Source organism: Irregularibacter muris (assembly GCF_024622505.1).
Lineage (GTDB): Bacteria > Bacillota > Clostridia > Eubacteriales > Garciellaceae > Irregularibacter > Irregularibacter muris.
Genome location: NZ_JANKAS010000004.1, coordinates 1 through 16,322, shown reverse-complemented (window position 1 = coordinate 16,322; position 16,322 = coordinate 1). Strand labels below are relative to the sequence as shown.

General features: G+C 30.8%; 18 protein-coding genes. All 18 read left to right on the top strand.

Going from position 1 to position 16,322, the window contains the following annotated elements; translation table 11 throughout:
* The first annotated feature begins 52 nt into the window (after window positions 1–52).
* Window positions 53–649: a hypothetical protein gene (locus NSA47_RS05745; RefSeq protein ID WP_257529966.1), complete on the top strand. Its 597-nt coding sequence runs from the start codon at window positions 53–55 to the stop codon at window positions 647–649.
* Between the two features lie 104 nt (window positions 650–753).
* On the top strand, window positions 754–864 hold the full coding sequence (locus tag NSA47_RS05740) for a putative holin-like toxin (protein ID WP_257529965.1): 111 nt from the start codon (window positions 754–756) through the stop codon (window positions 862–864).
* Window positions 865–1,139: 275 nt separating this feature from the next.
* Entirely contained in the window at window positions 1,140–2,021 is an 882-nt protein-coding gene (locus tag NSA47_RS05735) for an alpha/beta hydrolase (RefSeq protein ID WP_257529964.1), read from the top strand.
* A 471-nt stretch (window positions 2,022–2,492) separates the two neighbouring features.
* Window positions 2,493–3,158 (top strand): response regulator transcription factor, encoded by a 666-nt coding sequence (locus tag NSA47_RS15435; RefSeq protein ID WP_257529963.1) that lies wholly within the window; start codon window positions 2,493–2,495, stop codon window positions 3,156–3,158.
* Between the two features lie 110 nt (window positions 3,159–3,268).
* Window positions 3,269–4,129 (top strand): sensor histidine kinase, encoded by an 861-nt coding sequence (locus NSA47_RS05725; protein WP_257529962.1) that lies wholly within the window; start codon window positions 3,269–3,271, stop codon window positions 4,127–4,129.
* A gap of 187 nt (window positions 4,130–4,316) precedes the next feature.
* Window positions 4,317–4,994, top strand: coding sequence for an ABC transporter ATP-binding protein (locus tag NSA47_RS05720; protein ID WP_257529961.1), 678 nt, complete (start codon window positions 4,317–4,319; stop codon window positions 4,992–4,994).
* 1 nt (window position 4,995) lies between these two features.
* Window positions 4,996–7,491 carry an ABC transporter permease gene (locus tag NSA47_RS05715; RefSeq protein ID WP_257529960.1) on the top strand — a complete coding sequence of 832 codons (2,496 nt, stop codon included), beginning with the start codon at window positions 4,996–4,998 and terminating at the stop codon, window positions 7,489–7,491.
* A 349-nt stretch (window positions 7,492–7,840) separates the two neighbouring features.
* Window positions 7,841–8,251 (top strand): sensor histidine kinase, encoded by a 411-nt coding sequence (locus tag NSA47_RS05710; protein WP_257529959.1) that lies wholly within the window; start codon window positions 7,841–7,843, stop codon window positions 8,249–8,251.
* A gap of 304 nt (window positions 8,252–8,555) precedes the next feature.
* The gene (locus NSA47_RS05705) at window positions 8,556–9,197 is read left to right on the top strand and encodes a hypothetical protein (RefSeq protein WP_257529958.1); all 642 of its coding nucleotides are present in this window, start codon (window positions 8,556–8,558) and stop codon (window positions 9,195–9,197) included.
* A 70-nt stretch (window positions 9,198–9,267) separates the two neighbouring features.
* A complete protein-coding gene (locus tag NSA47_RS05700) occupies window positions 9,268–9,366 on the top strand; it encodes a putative holin-like toxin (protein ID WP_257529957.1) in 99 nt (32 codons plus the stop codon).
* A gap of 480 nt (window positions 9,367–9,846) precedes the next feature.
* Window positions 9,847–10,311 (top strand): hypothetical protein, encoded by a 465-nt coding sequence (locus NSA47_RS05695; RefSeq protein ID WP_257529956.1) that lies wholly within the window; start codon window positions 9,847–9,849, stop codon window positions 10,309–10,311.
* 17 nt (window positions 10,312–10,328) lie between these two features.
* Complete coding sequence (locus NSA47_RS05690; protein WP_257529955.1) at window positions 10,329–10,622, top strand: hypothetical protein; 294 nt, start codon at window positions 10,329–10,331, stop codon at window positions 10,620–10,622.
* Between the two features lie 217 nt (window positions 10,623–10,839).
* Entirely contained in the window at window positions 10,840–11,013 is a 174-nt protein-coding gene (locus tag NSA47_RS05685) for a hypothetical protein (protein ID WP_257529954.1), read from the top strand.
* 114 nt (window positions 11,014–11,127) lie between these two features.
* Window positions 11,128–11,631 (top strand): hypothetical protein, encoded by a 504-nt coding sequence (locus NSA47_RS05680; RefSeq protein ID WP_257529953.1) that lies wholly within the window; start codon window positions 11,128–11,130, stop codon window positions 11,629–11,631.
* Entirely contained in the window at window positions 11,609–12,955 is a 1,347-nt protein-coding gene (locus NSA47_RS05675; RefSeq protein WP_257529952.1) for a TrkH family potassium uptake protein, read from the top strand. Before NSA47_RS05680 ends, NSA47_RS05675 begins: the two co-directional genes overlap by 23 nt.
* Before the next feature lie 11 nt (window positions 12,956–12,966).
* The gene (locus NSA47_RS05670) at window positions 12,967–13,647 is read left to right on the top strand and encodes a potassium channel family protein (protein ID WP_257529951.1); all 681 of its coding nucleotides are present in this window, start codon (window positions 12,967–12,969) and stop codon (window positions 13,645–13,647) included.
* Window positions 13,648–13,722: 75 nt separating this feature from the next.
* Window positions 13,723–15,111: a sensor histidine kinase gene (locus NSA47_RS05665; RefSeq protein WP_257529950.1), complete on the top strand. Its 1,389-nt coding sequence runs from the start codon at window positions 13,723–13,725 to the stop codon at window positions 15,109–15,111.
* Window positions 15,111–15,803 carry a response regulator gene (locus NSA47_RS05660; RefSeq protein ID WP_257529949.1) on the top strand — a complete coding sequence of 231 codons (693 nt, stop codon included), beginning with the start codon at window positions 15,111–15,113 and terminating at the stop codon, window positions 15,801–15,803. Before NSA47_RS05665 ends, NSA47_RS05660 begins: the two co-directional genes overlap by 1 nt.
* Window positions 15,804–16,322 lie beyond the last annotated feature (519 nt).

Genomic DNA, 16,322 nt, shown 5'->3' with positions numbered 1-16,322 from the left:
GGAGAGAAGGTTTAAATTGAAAAAGAATATATATGTTTATATTTATATATTGATGATATTATTTATAATAATAGGGTGTACGAATAAAACATCTATAGATGAAGGGAATTCACAGGTTGAAAATTTGCAAAAGCAAATTAAAAGGTATGAGCATAAAATTGAAAAGCTAGAAGTAAAGAACCATGAATATGAAATAACAGTTAAAAATTTTGAAGAAGAAAGAGATACTTATCAGAAGTTCATTGATAAAGCAATAAAATATTTAGATAAGGATGAATTTTTAGAATTAGCAAAAAGTGAATGGCATTATAGCCTAGAAATTGATGAACAACCTGTTCCATCGGATGGGAAAATAGTGATTGACAAAAAAGACTTTGAAATACTATATTCCGCAGAACAAGCTATGTCCCCAGGCCTACCTAAAGAAATTTATACTCAGGGAAGTATTAGCGGAGAATACTTTGATCATTTGAAAATATTAGACATCAAACCAAAGGATATTAGACTCCTTGATGGAACTGTAGTATCAGCATTTGTCTATGAATTTGAAAATCTCTCTGGAAATACAGATTTAAAATTAGAAGTCAGTGATGAATTAAAAGAAAGGCTGGGTTTACAGACCAATATAATCAATATCCATATAAAATGATTCATGGTAAGTAATGATAATATTTGATAAAATAGATACAAGATAATGGGATACAAACAGGTGTGATTGCCACCTTACTTTCTGATGAAAGGAGGTGGTGCGGTATGAGTACATACGAAGCAATATCTTTAATGCTAAGCTTTGGTGTATTTACCATATCGCCAATCTCCTTAATTGTTATTCTGTTAAAGGATAACAAACAAGGAAAAAAGTAATCACCCTGCAAGGCCATGCAGAGTGATTATATGAAATAATCCCTAAGTGGTAATCGCATTTTGCCAATCCGATTACCTTTTTTATTGTTATACTATAGATAAGAGAAAATAAACAAAATTTTGAATAATATTTTGAATAGCAATAGTTATAGGAAGATTAACCAGAGCAGAATTATTTACCGAGTTTTTAATGATTATAATATTGAGAAAAATACTCAGATAGTGAAACACTATTAGAAAAGATTAATGGTGTTAAAGAGGAAGGAATATAAAAAATGAAACAGTATTTTTTAAATAATAAAAATACAAAGGTACGGGTTTGTGAATGGGGAAGAAAAGAGAACCCTACAATTATTTGTTTACATGGACTAGGCAGTACTAATTTGAGTTTCTTAGAATTAGGGGAGCTTTTAAAAGACAAATACTACATTATATCTATTGACTTACCTGGTCACGGAAGAACACCAGCATTTGAGAATGACGAAGACTATGGAATCCCCAATTTAATAAAATGGATCTCAGAGGTAATCCAATTAGTGGAGAAAAATAGCTTTTACATATTGGCACATTCTTGGGGAGGATGTATTGCTTTGTATTATGCAGCGCAATATCCAGAAAAGGTAAAAAAAATACTATTACTAGATGGAGGCTATCATATAAAGCAGATTCAGTATGATTATTTTATAAATATAGATAAAAATCAGTTGGATTTTAAACCTAATTGCTCTTTAGAAGAGGAAATAAAATCATATATAGCAGATTTTGATGGCTATGTATTCACAAATTGGAATGACTTTTTAGAAGTGGAGAGGAACAACTATTTAAGATGGTCGAAACTATTAGAACAGGCTGCCAAGGATTTGATGAAAGAAGAAGAGGATGGAACAATCAGATTTTGTGCATCTGGAGATACGGCAAGAGGGGCTATTAAGTCTATGTATAACTTCCCTACGGATGGAATATATCCTAAAGTAGAGACGCCAATATTGCTAATGCAAGCAACAATCCCAGCATCTTGGAATGAGATTAGGACTTTATTAGTAGAAGAATTTCAAAAACGTACGAATTCTTTGGTAAAAAGAGTAGAAGCAACACATTTAATGCATTGGGATAATCCTTTTCAAATAGCAGAAGAAATAATAGAATGGATGAAATAATTAATTTTGGCCTGAACTCATTTTATTGCAGTAATGGCTATACAGCGAATAGAATATCATATCTTTATAAGTAAAGGATGAGGCTATATCTGTTTGTTATAAGAAAAAATTGGAGAATGTTGCAAGCGTAAAATCTCTAGTAATTATGCCCAGCAAGATAATTGGAGCAGAAGTGTTAAATAACCTGCTCTATTTTTATATATAAAATAAGAGAGTGCTTGCTATTTTGATATTGTTCGTTTAAACGTATATAGTAGAGTGAGCGAAGAGAGATTGTATGGACTATATTTCAATAAAAGAAGCAGCAAAAAAATGCTGAAAAACATACAGATGCGATGATTTGAGAACAGAGCAGAATTAATGAACTTTTAAGAAGAAATGCAGTAAGTAAATTTACTCTGATGAACTATACTATATAGCTAATAACAGTAAATGAAGGAATCATTATTAATATAAAGGAGTTGTTAAGAGGTGAAAATATTAATACTTGAAGATGACAGTACGATTGCTTTTGCTATTCAATCTTATATGAAGCGGTTTGAAATAAAAACGGATATCTTTGATTCATTGGAAGCAATTTCTGATATAGATATGAATGACTATGATTTGGCGATTTTAGATGTAAATCTTCCTGATGGTTCAGGCTTTGAGTATCTTAAATATATTCGAGAATATTATGACATACCAGTTGTAATGCTGACAGTTAGAGATAGTGAAGAAAATATTTTAACGGGATTTGATTATGGAGCAGATGAATATATTACGAAACCCTTTTCACTGCCTATTTTAAAGGCAAGAATGGATAATATATTCAAGAGAAGATCTCAAGATGGGGAAGATCTCACTTTTCAAGAACTCGTTTTAGATAGTGCATTTAAAACAGCAAGAATTAATAATAAAAACATTGAATTAAATAGGCAAGAATTTGATGTACTTGAAATCTTCCTCCTTAATAAAGGACTTAATATTACCAGAGAACATCTTATTGATTCTGTGTGGGGATATAATTTATATGAGATTAACGATAACACATTGACAGTAACAATAAAGCGATTACGGAACAAGTTGGGAACTTATGGAGATAATATTAAGACTGTACGAGGCATCGGATATCGTTGGGAAAGTGAGAAACTATGAAAAGTAATAAAATCTTTATAGGAATCGTTATTTTTAATTTTATTCTGTCTATGTTTGTTGTTTTCATTAGTCCGAGATTTGATATAGTCACCGCATTTGGGCTTTTTATTGTGAATGTAGTTCTATTTATATTGATTAAATTAAATGATATTAGACAAGATAAAATGATCAATAAAAAAATACATAGTGTATTTGAATTATTAAATACATTAGATGCAGATACAGACAATTATGAAGTTATTGATGATGAGTTTGGACGATTAAGGGACGAGATTGTAAAAACTGTTATTGAGAAAAGACAAGTAGCTGCAGAAGCTACAAAGAACAGAGATACTTTAAAAACATACGTAGAGGATATAGCTCATCAAATCAAAACACCCTTAACAGGTATATTGCTTATGTTGGATTTAATAAACGAAGAGCCAACGAATGTAGATGAATACGCAAGGTATATCAGAAATGATGTGAATAGATTATATCAATTAACCGATATCCTTCTTAAAATGGCGTCTTTGGATTCTGGTTTAGTGCCAATGAGAAATGAAGTGTTTAGTGTAAAAGAATTGCTCATAGAAATTAAAACAAGTTTAGAATCATTTTTTGCAAAAGATAATCTTCCAGTAGTTATAAAAGGTGATGACTTTACTTTATTTCGTGACGAACAATGGGTATATGAAGCCGTATTTAACATAATTAAAAATGGTCTAGAAGCTTCGGAAGAAAAAGGTATTGAAATAGAGTTAAAAACATCAAATATCCATCAAAGTATACTTGTTAGAGATTATAGTGAAGGGATATCTGACAAGATGTTACAGAAATATTATACACGATTTTATAAGTCCAATCCCAAGACGAAAGGGTTTGGGATTGGGCTTCCAATGGCAAAATCAATTATGGAAAAACAAAATGGAGATTTATTGTATTTTAGGGAAAAGAATTCGAATTATTTTGAGTTGAGATTTTATAAATAGAGAATTTATCCTTTAATTGTATATACAAACAAATAATACAGTTTATAAGAATAGATTGACAGCCCTTGTGTCTGTCAATTTTTTTGATTTGAAATTATTAACTTATTTTTTAGGAATTTATGTTGAGTCACATTGCAGTCACATAGCTATGATATTTTTAATGTATAAATTTAGGAGGGATTTCATTATGAGTCTTGTAAAAGCAAACGATTTAACGAAAACATATGATTCCACAGTTCCTGTTACTGTCTTAACTGATGTGAATTTTCAAATGGAAAAAGGAGATTTCGTTTCAATTATTGGTGATAGTGGGTCGGGAAAATCAACGTTTCTTCATTTATTAGCTGGCGTAGATACACCAACAAGTGGGGATATCTTTATCCAAGATAAAAATATTACAAAATTAAGCAAAGAAGATTTAACTGTTTTTAGAAGAAGAAATATTGGTGTTATCTATCAATTCTTTAATTTAATTCCTAATATAACCGTTAGAAAAAATATTCTACTTCCACTATTACTGGATTCTCGAAGAGAAGATAAAGGATATTTTAATGAAATTATATCCACGTTAGGTATAGAGGATAAATTAAACCGTTACCCCAAGCAACTCTCAGGGGGAGAACAACAGCGAGTTGCCATTGCAAGAAGTCTGATTACGAGACCTGCCATCATTTTAGCTGATGAACCTACAGGGAACTTAGATAGGAAAAATTCAGAAGAAATAACAGCTTTATTCAGGCTTGTAAATAAACGTTTCATGTCAACCATCATGATTATTACTCATGATGAAAAAGTCGCAAATTCTTGTGATAAGGTATATAAGATGATCGATGGCAAATTGCAAGTAATGAGGGAAGGAGATTAATATGAAGATTATTAATGAACTTTCAAGTTCTGCAATTAAAAATAATAAAAAGGATACATTGGCAACTAGATTTTCTATTCTTATGGCTGTGATATTGCTTGGTACAATTGTGTTCATTATGGGGTCATTCAAAGCTGATGACTATAATAATATTAAATCCATGATTGGAGACTATCACGTCTCATTTTCAGAAATTGATGAACCAATCTATGATTATTTGACAACTCATAAAGAGATAAACCACGTTGAATTTGATAAAATTATTGAAACAGGTATGAATGAAGTGATTTATGAAAAAAGTCCAGATTACTGGAATACGCAAGATTTTGAGATTATTCAAGGAAAAAAGCCAACCAAGGAAGGGGAACTGATTGTTCCATCCCGTTTCTTAGTAAAGAATAACACATATACAATTGGGTCAGAATTAAAATTCGGTGATAGAAACTACATTATTGTTGGCGAATACAATGATTATGGATATGGATATAGTTTTGAGGATTCCATTCTCTTCGGTTACTTAGAAAATCAAACAAAAGAGAATTTGCTTCAAAATAATGCAGGTGTGCGAGCATATTTATGGTATGACTCTCCAAGAGATACCTATACGCTCACAAGACAAATGTTAAATGAATTTCAGATTAATGAATCTGAAGCTGAGAATTCTGGAAGATTATCCTATAATACAGGTATTTTAGAATATAAAATGATTTATCCATCAGGACTTATTCCTCCTAAAAGTGTTGTGGTTGATGTCATTGAAACTTATAGTCTTTGTTTTCTATTAACGATTCTTTTTGCCGTAATGATATACGGTGCTTTTAATGTATGGAATAGTCGAGATATTAAAGAACTTGCGTTGCTCAAAAGTGTAGGAATGACCGAGAAACAAGTGAAAAAAATGGTACGACTTAAAGTTTTAAGACTTTCTGTGACACCAATTTTAGCTGGTACAGTGATTTCTTACGGTGTTGCTAATCTTCTTATGTATTTGGTTTGGTTGAATAATTCTATTAGCAACAAAAATCTATCTGACTTATTTGGTGCGAAAATGCGGGCTTATGATTTTCATTTTATTGGAATATCTGTATCACCCATCATTTTGATTATCATTTTGTCATTACTTACTGTTTATTTTTCAGCATTGATACCATCTAGAAAAAGTGCAAAATTGCGTATTATAGAAGGACTAAATGGTAGAAAAGATAAAAAAAATAAATACGGGGCTTCTAAAATTGGTGGACAAATTGAAATATCATTAGCAAGAGATTACTTTAAGTCTTATAAATCTACCTATAGAACAATTATTTTGGCTATGATTATTTCAGCTATGGCTATAACAGTCACACTGGTTTCACAGTCATATAGAGCATTAAACATGGAATACGACCAATTTAATAACCCCTATCATTTTACTTCAGATATTTTCACATCTTCTAAATTAGAGGATGAAATGATAAGTAAAATCAATGATGTAAAAGGCATTGATGAGTTACATGTTTATGGGTATAAAGACTTCAATTTTCTTTTAGAGGATAATGAGAATTTTGCTTCTGAGGAGTTGTCGGGTGCTTTTACTAAAGGCAAAAAAAGCAGTAATAACATGTATTTGAGGCTATATGGATTATCAGATAATGATTATCAGAATATTCTCAAAGAAAATAACTTGGATAATGATATCGGGTATGTTCTTTTAAATAAGACACCTAAAAGTAATTTCGTTCCTTATACATTTAGAGAGTATATCCCTTTGACCGAGAAAGATGATAAAAATATCGTTGTCGGATATGACATCGAGGGTAAGTCTGCAAATGTGCCCATTGGTGGGTTTATCGATACTTTTCCTTATGAATTAGATGAACATGGTGACAGCGGAGTATATATTTTTACCGCTATGAATAACCTGGAAAAATTTAATGATGAAGCAGACCCTGTAAATTACTATACCATACAGTTCAAAGCAAATCAGGATTTAGCTAGAGTATCAGATGAAAGTGAACGTATTATATCATCATTCATTCCAGAATCAGATTATTCTATAAGCACTACTCTACTAACAGAAGCTAGTGATAATGAAATAATAAGAAATGAACATCTTTTGAACGCAGGTATTCAGATTATTTTTCTGATTATTGCATTGTCCAATGCATACAATAGTTTTCATGGGAATCTTAGGGCTAGAAAAAGAGAATTTCAACTTCTCACTACTGTCGGTATGACAGAAAAACAAATAAAGAAAATGATTTTATCTGAAAGTCGACTTCTTTTTACAAAGACACTGATAGCTTATATTGCAGTATTCATTGTAGCCGTCATAGCACGTGTTTATAGAAGTAATTATAACTTTGGATTTGGATTGAAAGAACTATTAGCAAATATTAATTATATTCCAATTATATTGGTGTTTGGGATCACCCTACTTGGTATGTTGCTTGCAATTCATAGTAGCATTCAGACCATATTTAAAGATGATTTAAATGACACTATCAGGGAAATTTAAAAACTATCTGATAATACTCTTTTTATATATTTTAAATTCAATAACATTTTACACCTAGATAGAGAGGAAAAACACTATGGAAAATATCAAAGAAGCGATTAAAGAGAAACCAAAAAAGTTAACATGGAATTTACTTTTAAAAGTTTGCCTAATATATAAGAAGTTAACTTAATACCTTTTAGTAGAATTTCCATTGAATTCACCTTCTAATACAACCGTACATTTGGAAAACCTCCTAAATGATTTAGGTCTGGCTTTTCACATGGAAGAATCTCATGAAGTACCAATTGATAATACTCTTGTTGATTTAAATGAACTAATTCGATAGATAGTCGCAGAAGTAGCAAATATGTCCCAACAATTTCAAAATCACTTTGAATGTATTTTTGATGAAGAAAAAATTCTCATTAATGGCGATTCAAGTTTACTTAAAAGAGCATTTCTAAAGGTTTTAAGTAATGCAGTAACTCATAATGAGAATGCAATAAAAGTTATAATAAAAGTCAAATCGGCTAATGAGAATGTCGTTATAAGTATCCAAGATAACAGAAAAGGAATTAATGAAAATGATTTAGAACACTTATTTGATCGGTACTATAGAGGAATAACTACTGAAAAAAATTCTAATGAAACTAAATTAGATATGGCAATTGTTAAGGAAATAGTTGATTTACACAATGGTTCAATAGACGTTTCAAGTAAGGCACATGAATACACAAAATTCGAAATTAAGTTACCTTTAAAAGAGAAACATTATTAAAAAATGCAACTGCCAGACAGTAACAAAAAGCCCTTACCCTACAGTATCCTTTTCATGCGATAAAATTATACTTTATTTTCCAGACGACGGTTTTAAAAAAACGTCGTCTCTCTTTTTAAAAGAATATACAAATGGTGTTTTAAGAAAAAGGTTTTAAAAATAAAATTTTAGATGATATATGGCTAAAAAAGAAAAAACTTGGTTTATGACAAAAACCAGTATCGTTTATTACAAAAAGCTGAATAGTGGGAATATTATGATAAGATGGTAATGAGATGAGGTAATTATAGAAAAGGGGAGAACGATGAAAAGGATAGTAGTATTCTTATTTTTAGTATGTACAATGCTATTTATTACACTTAGTCTTGTAGGATGCACCAATCAAGCAAAGAAGCATGAGGATAATTTAGAGGTTGAAAATTTGCAAAAGCAAATTAAAAGGTATGAGCATAAAATTGAAAAGCTAGAAGAAAAAAACCATGAATATGAAATAACAGTTAAAAATTTTGAAGAAGAAAGAGATACTTATCAGAAGTTCATTGATAAAGCAATAAAATATTTAGATAAGGATGAATTTATAGAATTAGCAAAAAGTGAATGGCATTATAGCCTAGAAATTGATGAACAACCTGTTCCATCAGATGGAAAGATAGTGATTGACAAAAAAGACTTTGAAATACTATATTCTGAAAGACTGTCTATATCCGCAGGACTACCTAAAGAAATCTATACCCAGGGAGATATTAGCGGAGAATACTTTGAACATTTAAAAATACTAGATATTAAACCAAAGGATATTAGACGTCTTGATGGAACTGTGGTAACAGCATTCGTCTATGAATTTGAAAACCTCCCTGGAAATACAGATTTAAAATTAGAAGTCAGTGATGAATTAAAAGAAAGACTGGGTTTGCAGACCAATATAATAAACATCCATATAAAATAATTACAAGGTAATCGGATAGAAGCAGAGTGAAATTGCCATCTTACTTTCTAGTGAAAGGAGGTGGTGCGGTATGAGTACATACGAAGCCATATCTTTAATGATAACCTTTGGTGTATTCACTCTATCGCTAATCTCCTTAATTGTTAATCTGTTAAAGGATAGCAAATAAGGAAAAATAATCACCCTGCACGGCCATGCAGAGTGATTAAGTAAAATAAGCTCATCGTGGCAATCGCATTTTGCGAATCCGATTACCTTTCCTTTTATTATACCATAGATAAGGGGAAATAGACTAAATTTTGAAAAAAATCTGGATAATAGTTATAGATAGACTAACCTGAGCAGAAATATTCACCAATCTGCTCTATTTTTTCACTATAAAATCTTAGTCGAGATATGATGCAAAAACCAAAAAATCTTAGTTTACTACAAAACTACTATTATTTGTGACAAAACCCGCAAGATTTAAGCTATTTATGATAGAATATAAATAGAAAATATTTACAATATTCTTATTATTTTGCTGTCTTTGTTTGATAAATTTGTTTATATATTAACAATGAAGAAGTGGTACGGTATGGGGAATGGAAGAAGATAATGATTTCAAATACAAGAAAAAATGATTATCTTTTACAGGAGGTGTGTATTTATGCCAAAACGTTATGAAAATCCTAGGACACGAATTATTATCTATATTCTAATATTATCTATGTTTGGAGTTCGTTGGGTGAATACTTATAGAGTAAAAAGCATGAACAGCTTATTCGATCTGAGGATAGATAGAGCTAAGGTTGTCTCAGTCTCCATTGATGATGGGGATATTTATGGAAGAACTAAGGATGAAGAAAAAGTTAATGAAGTAAAAAAACATTTAAAACCTTTAAAAGTGAGACGTATGCTAAAAAATGAGGAAGCTAAAGTTAAAGATTTTGAGGAAGGATATGTTGTTGAACTTTATGAAGGAGATTTTTTAGGGGGAATTGCAGTCTATAAAAACAATAAGAAGATTATCAGCGATGGTAGTTATTATTATAAAATCACTAAGGGAGAAATAGATCAGAAATTTATAGAAGATTTATGGAATTCTTTAGAAGAAAAATATGGTGAAAAGTGATATCGGAGAGGTTATATATGAATGACTATGGATCTGTGTTTATATTTTTATTTATTTTAAATGGTCTTTTATATGAGGCTATATCTAAACCGAGGCTAAAAGAAAAAACAGCTAAACTTCTTCATAATAGCTTAGACTTACTGCTTATTCCCCTTATGGTATTGTATGTTTATAATGTAGATCATTCTATCTATTATGATGAGGGCGTCTATCTTCCCTACGTTGTTTCAGGTGGAAGTATAATATTCCTTTTAGGTAAATGGCTAAAGACGATATATAAGTATTTTTGGAAAAAGGCAGATAAAGCATAATATATTTCATAATGGTTAGCCACTAGAAAACAGTAGTATGGGGAGTTTTTATTGTTTTACAAAAGCCACTATTATTTACAACAAACTCCGATACAACATAAATCTTTATGCTAGAATATGGATAAAGAAAAGGTTTGTAAGAAAGAGGAAAAGTTATAAAAAGCTTCACCATGGGATAGGAAAATAGTAGTAAAAAGTTTTAAATAAGAAGTGGAAATTGAAAAAAGAGGATAGATATGATCCCACACTATTTGGGGATAAGTTTAGAAATCAGGTTTTAAGTAGAAGTTTCTTGCAATTTGGTTTAAATAAGTATTATAAATTAAATGAAGAGGATATTGAATTTTTAAATCAAATTTTTAAAGATAATTTTAAAGAGACAAGCATATAAACTATTGTTTTCTATAGTTTTTACATATTAACACAATATTAACACCAAATATAAAATATTAACACAAATCTTATATCTATAGATTTAAACTATTATCGAAGGGAGATGAATCCTGTGACTTTGATAATAGTTTTCTTCGTTATTGCTTTCTTACTTTTTGGATATTATATTATGGATAGAATTGATAAATTTATAGAGAGTAATTTTCTCATACCAGATGAGTATCACCCTTATCAATATTTGTCCGATAATGAAGATAAGGAAATAGTAATATTAATTTATGGGGATAATGCTTTATCAAAGCATGTAAAGAATTATTGTGATTCCCAAAAATATTTATATGAAAATATAATAGATATCCATTATATTAGTAAGGACTATAGATATATGTATTTACTTGCACTGTCTTTAAATGATGTAGATAATTTAATGGTTAGCTCTATTGGATTGAAAGTTTACGGGATCCCACATATTATCATACTATGCAACAATAAAAATAATTTAAAGATATATAGGGAGTTTAATTTTGACAAAGTATTGTTATACACTGACGAAATAGACAAACTTTTGAACATTATGAAGGAGACAATAGAAAATGCAGTTAAAAAAGAAATTTAATCTATCTTATCCAAAGTTAAGTGTTCTAGGCTTTTTTTTAATTATAATTATTGGGGCAATACTATTGTCATTGCCAATTTCATCGAGAGATGGTGAGTTTATACCATTTATTAATGCCTTATTCACCTCTGCATCTGCAACTTGTGTTACCGGCTTAGTAGTGTATGATACCTATAGTCATTTTTCAGTATTTGGTCAGATAGTCATATTAGCACTTATACAAGTTGGTGGTTTAGGTTTTATGATTATTGCAACTATGTTTTTGCTAGCTCTACGTAAAAAAATAGGAATTAAAGAGAGAGGATTTTTAAAAGAATCTGTAAATTCTGTACACATAGGTGGTGTTGTACGATTAACAAAGCATATATTGATTGGGACTTTTCTTATGGAGGGTATAGGAGCCATTATACTTTCCATTAAATTTAGTTATGAAATGGGAATGGCAGCTGGCATATATAATGGTGTTTTTCACTCAGTATCGGCTTTTTGTAATGCAGGTTTTGATTTAATGGGACGATATAGTAAGTACTCATCATTAACTAGGTATAGCAATGATACCCTGATCAATCTTGTTATCATGTTTTTGATAGTTATAGGAGGTATTGGATTTATTGTTTGGGAAGATATTTATAAGCATAAGTATAAATTTAAGAAGTATCAACTACATTCCAAGATTGTCCTATGTACAACATTTTTACTGATAGTATGTTCGGTTATTATATTTTATTTTATGGAAATGAACAATGTGTTAGAAGATGTTGGAATAAAAGAGCGGGCACTTTCATCTCTATTTCAAGTTATAACGCCTAGAACAGCGGGATTTAATACAGTGGATATCGCCTCGTTATCAGAGGGATCAAAACTTCTCACTATGATACTTATGATAATTGGTGGTAGCTCTGGTTCAACAGCTGGCGGTATTAAGACGACAACTTTTGTAGTTTCCATTCTTTCAGTAGTATCTTTAATAAGGCAGTCAGAAGATTTGAACATATTTGGTCGCAGATTAGAGAGAGGTGTATTGAAGCAATCCTCTAGTATTATTACTATCTATTTATCAGTGGCACTTTTGGCTATGCTGTTTATTAGCTTTAATCAACCTGAATTAGATTTAAGGGATATCGTCTTTGAAGTTTTTTCAGCAATTGGAACTGTTGGAATGTCCACTGGCATAACAAGTAGTTTGGATATTGCATCCAAAATGATGATTATTGTATTGATGTTTTGTGGGAGAATAGGTAGCCTTGCTGTGATTATGGCAATTTCTAATCATACAAACACTGTACTTACAAAAAGCCCTGTGGAAAAAATAACTATAGGTTAATTAATAACACTATGGAAAGGAAAAACGCTATGTTCATGAAAAAGAAATCAGTATTAATAATAGGAATAGGTCGATTTGGCAGATACTTAGCACATAAATTTTCAGAACTAGGTAATGAGGTAATGATTGTAGATCGATCTGAGGAGAAATTAAATGATTTAGTCTCTATTGTAACAAGTGCTCAAATAGGAGACTGCACCAATTTGGAAGTTTTACGTTCTTTAGGTGTTTCCAATTTTGATATTTGCTTTGTTTGTATTGGGTCTAACTTTCAATCTTCTATTGAGATAACTTATCAATTAAAAGAATTAGGTGCCCAATATGTCATTGCAAAGGTAAACAGAGAAATTCATGAAAAATTTCTTCTACGCAATGGGGCTGATGAAGTTGTATATCCCGAGAAGGAGAGTGCGAATAAAACCGCTTTAAGATTGAGTGCTAATCATGTATTTGATTATATTGAATTAACGTCTGAATACTCTATTATTGAAATACCTCCTCTAAGTTTATGGATTGGTAAAACTATTGCTAATGTAGATGTACGAAGTAGATATAATATTAATATACTTGCTATTAAGATAAATAATAAGGTATCCCCACTTCCTGATGCAGATTATATTTTTAAGAATGAAGAGCATCTAATCATTGCAGGAAATAGAGCGGATCTAATGTGTCTTATGAAAAAATTATAAATAGGATAATGGTGATAGAATAGTTTTACGGGGGTGATTTTTATCAATAGAACTAAGTATATTCACCTGATTTATATGGTGAAATTAATTTTACTAATAACCCTTTCCACAATATTATCATTGTTTCTGGGTAACTTTGGTATTGGTAAAGAAAGTATTATTATGTTATTTTTGGTGAGTGTTTTAGTTGTAGCCATTGTTACAAAGGGGTATTTTTATGGTATGCTAGCTTCTATTATTAGTGTATTTATATTTAATTATTATTTTACAGAACCCATTCATACCCTTGTGACTTATAACACCAATGATATTATATTAATGATTGCATTTTTAGGAGCATCGTTAATATCGGACACCATGACAAAAAGATTCCAAAAACAACTATTAATTGCTAAACAGAATGAACATACTGCGAGGCTTCTATATAAAATCACAGAAAGTTTTTTACACATTACTGGGAAAAAGAATATTATCCTAGAGGGCATTAATTATATTTATCACAATACTCATTTTAATAGCAGGGTAATCTTAGAATCAAAAGAAGTCTATACCGATGAAGGGAGAGAATTTTCCACTGATAAAATGAATATTATGGAAATCCCCATTCAAGGCTTAACCAAGCAATTGGGAGTAATGCAGGTAGTGTATTGTAAAGAAAATTTCGCCTTAGAGCATGAACTCCTAATTAAGACAGTTGTCATCCAAATGGGATTATCCCTTGATAGGGAGTTTATTTATAATGAACGTGAAAATATACGTATTGCTATGGAAAGAGAAAAAATGCGTAGCAATTTATTAAGGGCAATCTCCCATGATCTTAGAACTCCATTGACAGGTATTGTTGGAGCGAGTGATGTCATCCTTGATAATTTAGAGCAGCTAGAAAAGTCGAATATAGATAAACTGGTAAATGATATAAAAGATGAGGCTCTTTGGCTAAATAAAATTGTTATAAATATTTTAAACATGACTCGAATTGATGAAGGAAAGCTAGTATTGGATAAGTCTTATGAAGTAGTTGACGATATTATATATGAGGCAATGGACCACATATATCATATTGCAAAAACAAAGAAAATTTCTGTTTCTATACCTGATGAGGTCATTGCCCTCTATATTGATGGAAAGCTTATTGTCCAGGTACTCATTAACTTAATAGATAATGCAATAAAACATACACAAGATAATGAAAGTATTTTTTTACGAGTATATGCAAAGGGACAGTCGGTAATCTTTGAAGTAGCAGATAGTGGTAAAGGTATTGATAAGAATATTGAAAACTCATTGTTTGATAGTTTTGTAACTTCTTCTAACAAAATTATAGATGGTAAAAGAGGAATGGGACTGGGATTGACCATATGCAAGGCCATTGTTGAGGCACATGGTGGTACAATATCTGCTAGTAGGGCAGTAGAAGGAGGAGCATTATTTACATTTACACTACCCCTAATGGAGGAAAGATAATGGAAAATCCAAAGATATTAATCATTGAGGATGACAAGTATATATTAAACTTTATTTCTCTTTCTTTAAAAACAAATGGCTATGCCTTTGAAACTGCTAGTACAGGCATAAAGGGGATTTCCCTTTTTTATAGTAATCATCCAGATATTATTTTGCTTGATTTAGGACTACCGGATATTGATGGTATTGAGATTATTAAATCCATTCGCATGATATCAGAAGTCCCAATACTAGTAGTATCAGCAAGAGGGCAGGAAAAGGAAAAAATTATAGCATTGGATGAGGGTGCTGATGATTATATTACAAAGCCATTTTATATGGGAGAGCTATTGGCACGTATTCGAGTTATACAGCGGAAATTAAAAAAGGCAGCAAAAGCCGACAATAATGAAAAATTTCAGTTAGACTATTTAACAATAGATTATGAAAAACGATTAGTTTTGATAGATAATAAGGAAATACATCTTACACCTATTGAATACAAACTATTGACATTACTTGTAGCCAACAAAGGTAAGGTTTTAACTCACAATTATATTTTAAAGGAAGTTTGGGGCTATGGTGAAATAGGTGATTCCACAACAATTCGTGTTTTCATGGCAAATCTTAGACGTAAGATAGAGAAGGACAAATCTAAACCCCGTTTCATTTTAACAGAGGTCGGTGTGGGCTATCGTTTTGCAAATGAATAAAGCATTAATAATTATAGTAATAAGACGATATCGCTATCACTGGATTTTGAGTTTTGTAAATTCATTGGGAATACCAAGAATTTAATCTACCTGATCAGAGGTTATAGACCGTTTAAGTTCTTATAAAATGAAGATTTAATGCACAATATTTATAAGAGAAATCCCAGTAAGTGATTATAATGTTTGATAAAATAGATACAAGGTAATCGGATACAAGCAGGTGTGATTTCCACCTTAATTGTTCATCTGTAAGGGATAACAAACAAGGAAAAAAATAATCACCCTGCCTGGCCGCAGAGTGATTAAGTAAAAATTGATCACTAGGTGGCAATCGCATTTTGCGAATCCGATTACCTTTTTTATGATTATACTATAGAGAAGGGAAAATAAACGTAAGCGTCTTTTAATAACATGTACCAATAAATAATGGCGGCCAAATGGCCGCCATTATTATCTATTATTTCGACTTGCATGCTGCCTGAACCTGTGGGTTCCATGGAAGTAGCTTGTCTAGAAAAT

Excerpts from the sequence above, each read along its gene's own strand:
- NSA47_RS05745 (WP_257529966.1), top strand. The coding sequence starts at position 53 with ATGATATTATTTATAATAATAGGGTGTACGAATAAAACATCTATAGAT.
- NSA47_RS05740 (WP_257529965.1), top strand. The coding sequence starts at position 754 with ATGAGTACATACGAAGCAATATCTTTAATGCTAAGCTTTGGTGTATTT.
- NSA47_RS05735 (WP_257529964.1), top strand. The coding sequence starts at position 1,140 with ATGAAACAGTATTTTTTAAATAATAAAAATACAAAGGTACGGGTTTGT.
- NSA47_RS05720 (WP_257529961.1), top strand. The coding sequence starts at position 4,317 with ATGAGTCTTGTAAAAGCAAACGATTTAACGAAAACATATGATTCCACA.
- NSA47_RS05715 (WP_257529960.1), top strand. The coding sequence starts at position 4,996 with ATGAAGATTATTAATGAACTTTCAAGTTCTGCAATTAAAAATAATAAA.
- NSA47_RS05710 (WP_257529959.1), top strand. The coding sequence starts at position 7,841 with ATGTCCCAACAATTTCAAAATCACTTTGAATGTATTTTTGATGAAGAA.
- NSA47_RS05705 (WP_257529958.1), top strand. The coding sequence starts at position 8,556 with ATGAAAAGGATAGTAGTATTCTTATTTTTAGTATGTACAATGCTATTT.
- NSA47_RS05700 (WP_257529957.1), top strand. The coding sequence starts at position 9,268 with ATGAGTACATACGAAGCCATATCTTTAATGATAACCTTTGGTGTATTC.
- NSA47_RS05695 (WP_257529956.1), top strand. The coding sequence starts at position 9,847 with ATGCCAAAACGTTATGAAAATCCTAGGACACGAATTATTATCTATATT.
- NSA47_RS05690 (WP_257529955.1), top strand. The coding sequence starts at position 10,329 with ATGAATGACTATGGATCTGTGTTTATATTTTTATTTATTTTAAATGGT.
- NSA47_RS05675 (WP_257529952.1), top strand. The coding sequence starts at position 11,609 with ATGCAGTTAAAAAAGAAATTTAATCTATCTTATCCAAAGTTAAGTGTT.
- NSA47_RS05670 (WP_257529951.1), top strand. The coding sequence starts at position 12,967 with ATGGAAAGGAAAAACGCTATGTTCATGAAAAAGAAATCAGTATTAATA.
- NSA47_RS05665 (WP_257529950.1), top strand. The coding sequence starts at position 13,723 with ATGGTGAAATTAATTTTACTAATAACCCTTTCCACAATATTATCATTG.
- NSA47_RS05660 (WP_257529949.1), top strand. The coding sequence starts at position 15,111 with ATGGAAAATCCAAAGATATTAATCATTGAGGATGACAAGTATATATTA.